The following is an 8,747-nucleotide window of genomic DNA, read 5'->3' as shown; positions in this document are numbered from 1 at the left end:
AACAACATCCAATTTTCGCTGGAATAACTACCGAAGGGCCTGATATACCAAAAACTGTTGATATATCATTAGGTAAAGCGTTTGATATACTTGTTCAAATTCAAAAAGTGAGTCCATCTCAACTATATCAATAAATTTAGAATCATGTGCCTTAATGACAACTTGAGAAGTGTTTCATATAATACTATGAATTTTGTTTTATATAGTAAGAAGAATAATTGTATTAGAAAAAATTAGCAATTCAACCTGTTAAGAGTAAAATGAATCTTCAATATGTAAAGCGCAAAAAACACTGAAGCGAAAAGCATCGGTGTTTTTTGCGCTTTCGGGCACAGATGCTACTTCAACCCTATTGTACAAGTGATTTTGTATGTAAGGAATTTGTAAGGAATAGGTAAGAAAAAAGAGATTTTCATTGTGTAGGATAAAAATATAAGGAGGCGTGAAGGGGGGAACAAGTACGGCCTACATATAAAACAAACAATCAGTAACAAGAGTGTTTTGTGAAAATAATGAGTACAATGATTGCAAATGCATTGTTGCCTTTTCATCATTTGGAGAATGGATAGCTGTGTGGTTCGTATATGACACTTCTATCAACTATCTATACAATTTTAATAGAAGAGAGGAATTTTTTATGAAAACATGCAGTAAAATTACATGTGCAAGTCTAGCACTTTTAATAGGTGGAAGTTCCCTGTTATACATAACACCAACATCAGTTGTAAAAGCAGAACCTACGCAAAATGTATCTAGTTCGTTACAAACAAGTACGCAAAGCAATCGTACTTCCGTTAAGAAAGCAATACGAGATGAACTGCAACTTGGATACCCGGGAATACTCGCTCAAATTTCTAAGGGTGGTAAAACTTGGAGTTATACCGCTGGGATAGCGGATCTGAGAACTAAGAAACCAATGAAAGCAGATTTTCGTTTTCGCATTGGCAGTGTGACGAAAACGTTCATTGCAACAGTTCTACTTCAATTATCTGGAGAGAACCGTTTGAATCTAGACGACTCCATTGAAAAATGGTTACCTGGCGTTATTCAAGGAAACGGATATGATGGTAACCAGATTACGATCCGGCAAATATTGAATCATACAAGTGGTATTGCTGACTATATAAATTCAAAAGACTTTGATATTACGGATACAAAAAAATCGTATACGGCTGAAGAATTTGTAAAGATGGGGATTTCACTTCCCCCAGACTTTGCCCCAGGAAAGGGTTGGTCTTATTCAAACACAGGATACGTATTACTGGGGATCCTTATTGAAAAAGTAACTGGCAACAGTTATGCCGAAGAGGTTGAAAATCGGATTATTGAACCGCTTGATTTGTCAAATACATTTCTACCTGGCAATTCAAGCGTGATTCCAGGCACCAAGCATGCCCGTGGCTATTTGCAACTAGACGGAGCGAGTGAGCTAAAAGACGTTACTTATATTAACCCAGGTAGCTCGGATGGAGATATGATTTCTACTGCTGACGACTTAAACAAATTTTTCTCTTACTTACTAGGTGGCAAATTACTGAAGGAACAGCAGTTAAAACAAATGCTTACTACAGTTCCTACAAATAGAGAGGGAACCGGATATGGTCTTGGAATCCTTGAAATTAAGCTTCCGAATGGTGTCTCGGTATGGGGACACAGAGGTGGCGTTCTAGGGTTTTCCACTTTTGCTGGTGGAACACTTGGAGGCAAACATACATTGGCCGTCAATTCGAACAGTTTTAACATTAATAATCCAGAGTCTTTTAAAAACGTTTTAATTGCTGAATTTAGCAAGTAGGCAAAAAGGAAAACTGGATACATTTATCATTTGTAATTTTAATCGGAATAGATTACCGATTAAAATTAGTATAGAGGGAATTAAGTATCTAGAAACAATCAATCCGATAATGAGAGATGGCTAAGTAAAAGGATTTGTTTATATATTGTATTCTCTCCAGCCGATTAAAGAAGTAACAGATATAATGAGTGATTATTATGTATATATTATTGTAGTCGTGTTTGTATCGTCACTGATTATAAATTTGTATAAGGTGCGAAGTCTAATTTAAGACTTCGCACCTTTGCTGTTTAACAGCTTTTATTACTAAGCTATTAATAATAGCAAAAAGGAGAATGTAACTAGTTATGCAGATGAATCTTGGCACAGGCGCTATGTAGGAGATTTTGCTGAAAATAAATTTAGAAGAATATATGAATTAGAGACATGAAAGCTGAAGTGAATTTTAGTAGTTTTTATGTTTATCAGTTACTTGAAATTCTAGCTGTTTTGTGTGCATAGTTTTTCCCTCTGTGATTGATAGCGCATAGATATGAGGCTTATTTTATATGTATATTCATGTTACCGAGTATACATTGAATGAGATTTTTTTAGAACTAAATACAGTGTTATCCCCATGCCCATCAACTTAAAAATTTAGAATCCCCCCAAAAAAATTATGAGTTTTTTGTTACAAGTTATCACAAAATTTCATTTTTGGGATAGTTTTATTTTCTGAGCTTGATTGCGATGAGCGGTACCCCATAAAGGCCCCTGATACATAATTGATGTTCAGCCATTTGTAGAAAACAATCCACTTATACCATTTTAACAAGAAGAAATATCTCGTCCATGTTGTAATATTGGCTTACGTTAAGCTTGTGAAAAAAACATATTCATGTATAATACAATTGATGTATGATACATTAGTTGTAGGAGGGTGACCTATTTGAAAAGAGAAGATGCCTTAAAACTAAGAACAGATATTAAGAAAATGATTATAATAACTGGGGTTTTTGAATCTCAAAATTTGCCCAATGGACCATTTGAAAAACCTTTACCAACTTCTCAAATGATGGCGTTAGAGGAACTAGAGGTGGAAAAATTAACTGTTTGGCAACTATCCAATAAACTTAGATTAGAGACTTCAACTGTAAGTAGATTGGTAGATAAGTTAGTAAAAAAGGGGCTTATTTATCGTGAAGTAAATGAAAAAAATAGAAGAGAACTTTTTCTGCACCTCACAGAAAAAGGTCACATAACTGTTAATTGCTTAAGAGAGCAATCCATTACATTTTATCAAAGTATTCTCAATAATTTATCAGAATCAGAACAAAAAATAGTTGTGGATGGTTTTGAATTATTTATTGATTCTATTTCTAAGTCTTTTGATTAGAGTGAGGTAAATCATAACATTTGGAGGATAAAATGAGTTTGGATTTTGAACGTCCTATTATTGAATTAAAAGAGAAATTTGATGAATTAAAGAAAATTATGAAAGAAAATAATGTAGATTTATCGTCAGAAATTCATGTATTAGAAAAACGTTTAAATAAAATGCAAGATAAAATTTATTCTAATATTACACCTTTTCAACGAGTTCAAATTGCAAGGCTACGTAACCGGCCCACGACATTGGACTATATACCTTTATTGTTTACAAACTTTCTCGAACTTCATGGTGATCGATTATATGGTGATGATAAAGCAATGATAGGTGGTATTGCAAAATTTAAAGGGATGCCCGTTACGGTTATTGGTCATCAAAGAGGTAGAAATACAAAGGAAAATATAGAAAGAAATTTTGGAATGGCACATCCAGAAGGTTATAGAAAAGCGCTAAGACTTATGAAACAAGCTGATAAATTTAATCGCCCTATTATTACATTTATTGATACAATAGGCGCCTATCCAGGGAAAGGGTCTGAAGAACGTGGAATTTCTGAAGCGATAGCTCGAAATCTATTTGAAATGGCTACACTTAAAGTGCCAATTGTTTGTATTGTAATTGGAGAGGCATCAAGTGGTGGAGCTCTTGGCATTAGTGTCGGTAACCATATCCATATGTTAGAGTATTCATGGTACTCGGTAATTTCGCCAGAAGGAGCAGCATCTATCCTATGGAAGGACGCTAAGTATGCTCCAGAAGCTGCTGAACATATGAAAATTTCAGCAAAAGATTTAAAACATTTAGGAATTATTGATGAAATCATTCCTGAAATTAAAGGTGGAGCACAAAATGATATAAAATCACAGGCAAAAATGATTGAATCTGTAATCGAATCATCTCTAAAAAAATTGATACTATTATCCTCGGAAGAGCTTATACAACAGCGGTATGAAAAGTATAGACAAATAGAGAATTATAAATAAAAATATTTAAAGTCCGTATTACATTTCGAAGGATTCCCGCAAAAAAATTCTAAAAATTTTGTAAGTAACCTCTTAAACTGGGATATGCTGATACTATTACTCTACAAAAGATGTGTGATCGGTATGGAAAAGGAAAATTTGTTCAAATGGAAGTATTATCAGCAAGATATTATTTTGTTAACTGTACGTTGGTACGGTACAACTTAATTTTTCGTGATTTAGTAGAAATGATGAGGAACCAGGATTATCTTACCATTATGCTAGAAATATATATGTTATATTTTCTTTTCCACTACCTTTGCACCAGAACCAAAAAATACGCTATTCTTTCTGTAGAATCATAGGAAAGGATGGCGTTTTTGTATGTATCTATCAATTTCTGACGAATTATAATTATTTGCTGAAGAATTATATGAACATCTTACCCCTTCATTTTTGGAAAATCTCGCTAGAGAGCTAGGTTTTGTAAAATGAAGACGTAAATTTCCAGAGTATGATTTAGCTACTATATGTGTCTGGATTAGTCAACGAGTAGCGAGTGATTCATTAGTCCGATTGTGTAGTCAGCTACATGCATCAACAGGAACTCTTATGAGTCCTGAAGGACTAAATAAGCGCTTTAATAAAAAGGCAGTGTTCTTTTTGAAACATATTTTCTCCACATTATTAAAAAATAAAGTTTGTGGAAAGTCAGCAATTCCAAGTGCTTCACTTACCTATTTTCAGCGAATTCGTATTTTAGATGTAACCATTTTTCACGTACCAAAACACTTGGCCAATGTATATCCTGGATCAGGTGGTTGTGCACAAACAGCGGGTATAAAAATCCAGTTAGAATATGATTTACATAGTGGTCAGTTTTTAAATTTCCAAGTGGAATCAGGGAAAAATAATGATAAAACCTTTGGAACAGAGTGTTTATCAACATTACGCCCTGGTGACCTATGTATTCGGGATTTAGGCTATTATTCACTGGATGATTTAGATCAAATGGATCAACGTGGTGTGTACTATATATCGCGACTCAAATTAAACAATAGGGTATATGTCAAAAATGAATTTCCTGAATACCTTCGAAACGGAACAATAAAAAAACAATCTCAGTACATCAAAGTTGATTTAGAGCACATCATGGATACTTTAAAACCAGGACAGTCCTATGAAATAAAAGAAGCTTATATTGGAAAGGATAAAAAACTATTTACTCGGGTGATTATGTATGGATTAACAGAAAAACAACTTCGTGAGCGTATGAAAAAACAAGTGTACACAGAAAGTAAAAAAGGGATTACATATTCGGAAAAAAGCAAACGATTAGCTGGCATGAACCTATATGTTACCAATACACCTTGGGAGATTGCTCCGATGGCAAATTGAAATCATTTTTAAAACTTGGAAATCCTTATTTCAAATTCATCATTGGCAACATATTAAACAAGAGCGATTAGAATGCCATGTTTATGGAGAACTCATTGCCATTTTGCTATGTTCTTCTACTATGTTTAAGATGCGACAATTAATTTTACAAAAGAAGAAACAAGAATTAAGTGAATATAAAGCAATTGGAATGATTCAAGATCACTTATCGAGTTTGTATCAAGCCATACAACAAAACATCCAAGAAATAACAAAGATCCTAATCAGCCTGTTCCACCTCCTACAGAAGAACGGAAGAAAATCTCATCGATATATGAGAAGAAGACTGTTTTTGATATTATGGGTGTTGTTTATGAGTATAATGGGTTGAAAAAACAAAAGAAAGTTGCATAATTTAAAAAAGGAAACCCGTTAGGGTTTATTTGGTATGCATATTATTAAGAGTATGCTTCTATTTTAGGAATGCTTTACCTCCACAAAATGAAAGTACACTTTGTTTTCATTTTTAAGTTGATCGGCATGAATGTTATCCCCTAATGGTGAAAACAGTATTTGAATATTGTAGGGCTCTTAAGTGTTTTTAGGTTTTTAAAGCCCGGTCATTTTAACCAAAATTTTCATAGAAATACCTTTAAAAAGAACGTTAGTTCGGATATAATAAGAACAAATGTTCTTTTTGTTAGGAGTGATAACCTTGTATGATTATTCTCTTTTACCGAATCGGATTATTCTTTGTGTAGACCTTCGTAGCTTTTATGCAAGCGTATCATGTATTAAAAAAGGACTTGATCCAAGATATACAAAATTGGCTGTCGTAGGGGATGTGAATCAGAGCGGATCAATTGTATTAGCAGCAACACCGCCATTAAAAGCGTTAGGAATAAAGAAGATGGCTCGTTTGTACGAAATACCGAAGCGACCAGATATTATTATTGTGAATCCAATTATGCATACGTATATGAAGTGTTCAACTTTCATAACGGGTTTGGCTTTGCAATATGTCGCACCGGAAGATTTTCATCAATATAGTATCGATGAATTTTTTATGGATATGACTGCAAGTATTCATTTGTTTGCCAGTACTCCGTGCGAATTCGCATTAAAGTTTAAGCGAGAAATATATGAACGTACAAGGATTGAAAGTACGATTGGTATTGGGCCTAATTTATTATTAAGTAAAGTAGCGATGGATGTGGAAGCGAAAAAGAATAGGGATGGAATAGCGCAGTGGACGTATGACGATATACCCGAGAAGTTATGGAGTATTAGACCGCTCAGTAAATTTTGGGGTATATCGTATAAAACAGAAATGAAATTGAATCGAAAAGGTATACATACCATTGGAGAATTAGCTCAGTATCCTTTGAAATATTTAAAGCAATCATTCGGTGTAATAGGAGAAGAATTACATCTACATAGTAACGGAATTGATTTTAGTAGAATAGCAGAAAAATATGTTCCAGCGACAACATCTATAGCGAAAAGCCAAATATTATTGCGTGATTATTCGGTAGAAGAGTTCATAGTTATTTTATTAGAGCATATAGAAGAAGTTTGTTATAGATTGAGACGAGAAAAGAAATGCGCGCAAACAATTCATTTTTCAGTTGGATATAGCAGGGAATACGGTGGGGGAATAAAAAAGGCACATACGTTAAATAGAGCAACAAATTTAACGATGGATATTTATAATGTTTGTACATATTTTTTATATGAGCGCCATACAGGAGAGCCGATTCGATCAGTAAGTGTTTCATTAACAAACCTTATTAATGAAGGGGAAGAGCAAATTTCCCTTTTCGATAACATTGTACAAAGAGAAAAAGAAATGCGATTAACGAAGGTTATGGACGAAATTCGAACACGATTTGGTAAGAACAGTATTTTACGAGGTATTTCCTACACAAGCGTCGCAACAGCAAGATATAGAAACACATTATTAGGAGGGCACAAATCGTGAAGAATGCTAATATGCCAAAAGGAAGAGGTATGGTAAAGTGGCAACCGTTTGCCAGTATGCCGGAGCAGTTCGCAGTTATTAAAGAAATGATAAAGGAGCAAACGAAAGCCTCGCGTCCAATTGTAACGCAAGATGCAAAAGAAATGATTGAAAATAAGCTATTAACTTCATTTTTAGGTGAGGAAGAGGTTTTACTTACATATTATAAAGATGGTTATTTATATAAAAATTACATAACAGTAGTGGATATTAATCCATTAATGGAGACGATTACTTGTACGGATGCTTGTTGTAATAAGCGTACTTTTAAGTTTTTTGATGTAATTGAGATTGATTAAAGTATGTTTCTATGCAGCAGACGTATTTTTTTAGCCTACTGCATAGAAAGGTCAGTTATAGTATTATGCTTATACTAAAAATAAGATACTCTTTATTACCATTGACGATAGTTGCATTTCAGATGAAAGAATGTGGGGAAACACCCCCGTTAACAATAGAATTAGCATTAACAGCAGTTATAGGGTTTCTTAAAATTATGAATATCAGTTGTTAGATGGTGCGATATTTATTTAGAAAAAGCCGTTTTAGATACTAATAGATATAAGTAAGACAAGACTTAATGACTAAAGAAAATAAGCATTTTACACTTCAATTATAATAGGGAGGATCATTGGTTTTCTTTTTGTATGTGAGTATATAAAGTGACCAAGTGATTCTCGTATTTCTCTTTTTAGAACATTCCATTGATTAATATGTGCTTTTTGTAATCTGTTGACAGTTTCTACAACTAATTGATTAATTTTATTTAAGAAATCTTCAGAGTCCCGAACATATACAAACCCACGAGAAATTGTATCAGGGCCAGAAATTATTTTCTCTTCTGTTTTACTCAAGGTTATAACTATTATAAGCATACCATCTTCAGAAAGTTGTTTGCGATCGCGCAATAAGGCGTTTCCAACATCTCCAATACCTAATCCATCTACATATATATTACCCGCAGTTATACGTCTTGTTTGAATAGCAGTTTGATTTTTAATATCAACAACATCTCCATTGCCGATAACATAAATATTATCTTTCTTGACACCAACAGACTCTGCCAATTGACGGTGATGATGTAACATTCTAAATTCACCGTGTATGGGAATGAAGTATTTAGGCTTCATTAAAGTAAGCATCAATTTTAATTCCTCTTGATATGCATGTCCAGAAACGTGCATTCCTGTTGAACTTCCAGATCCATAAATAACATTTGCTCCT

The 8,747-nt window shown here is 33.7% G+C and carries 7 protein-coding genes and 2 pseudogenes; 8 read left to right on the top strand and 1 reads right to left on the bottom strand.

Annotation, left to right across the window (positions count from 1 at the left end):
* The 8 genes and pseudogenes from H6481_RS27650 to H6481_RS27615 form a co-directional block, all read left to right on the top strand.
* A partial coding sequence (locus tag H6481_RS27650; RefSeq protein WP_182813745.1) for an erythromycin esterase occupies positions 1–134 on the top strand: 134 nt, incomplete at its 5' end.
* Between the two features lie 503 nt (positions 135–637).
* Positions 638–1,795, top strand: coding sequence for a serine hydrolase domain-containing protein (locus H6481_RS27645; protein WP_182813743.1), 1,158 nt, complete (start codon positions 638–640; stop codon positions 1,793–1,795).
* A 928-nt stretch (positions 1,796–2,723) separates the two neighbouring features.
* Entirely contained in the window at positions 2,724–3,170 is a 447-nt protein-coding gene (locus tag H6481_RS27640) for a MarR family transcriptional regulator (RefSeq protein ID WP_016122572.1), read from the top strand.
* A 32-nt stretch (positions 3,171–3,202) separates the two neighbouring features.
* Positions 3,203–4,147 (top strand): acetyl-CoA carboxylase carboxyltransferase subunit alpha, encoded by a 945-nt coding sequence (locus H6481_RS27635; protein ID WP_098277341.1) that lies wholly within the window; start codon positions 3,203–3,205, stop codon positions 4,145–4,147.
* 123 nt (positions 4,148–4,270) lie between these two features.
* Positions 4,271–4,380: pseudogene (locus H6481_RS27630) on the top strand (IS6 family transposase); the annotation flags it as partial.
* 130 nt (positions 4,381–4,510) lie between these two features.
* A pseudogene (locus H6481_RS27625) lies at positions 4,511–5,917 on the top strand (IS4 family transposase).
* A gap of 301 nt (positions 5,918–6,218) precedes the next feature.
* Entirely contained in the window at positions 6,219–7,484 is a 1,266-nt protein-coding gene (locus tag H6481_RS27620; protein ID WP_182813741.1) for a Y-family DNA polymerase, read from the top strand.
* On the top strand, positions 7,481–7,822 hold the full coding sequence (locus H6481_RS27615; protein WP_053564081.1) for a YolD-like family protein: 342 nt from the start codon (positions 7,481–7,483) through the stop codon (positions 7,820–7,822). The genes H6481_RS27620 and H6481_RS27615 overlap by 4 nt, the downstream gene beginning before the upstream one ends.
* 303 nt (positions 7,823–8,125) lie before the next feature.
* On the opposite strand, the gene H6481_RS27610 is transcribed toward H6481_RS27615, so the two are convergent.
* On the bottom strand, positions 8,126–8,747 hold a 622-nt coding region (locus tag H6481_RS27610), incomplete at its 5' end, for a ribonuclease J (RefSeq protein ID WP_182813739.1).

It is taken from the genome of Bacillus sp. ME78, assembly GCF_903970865.1.
GTDB classification, from domain to species: domain Bacteria; phylum Bacillota; class Bacilli; order Bacillales; family Bacillaceae_G; genus Bacillus_A; species Bacillus_A cereus.
Note: the sequence above shows the minus strand (reverse complement) of the source record. Positions and strands in the feature narration are given on the sequence as shown.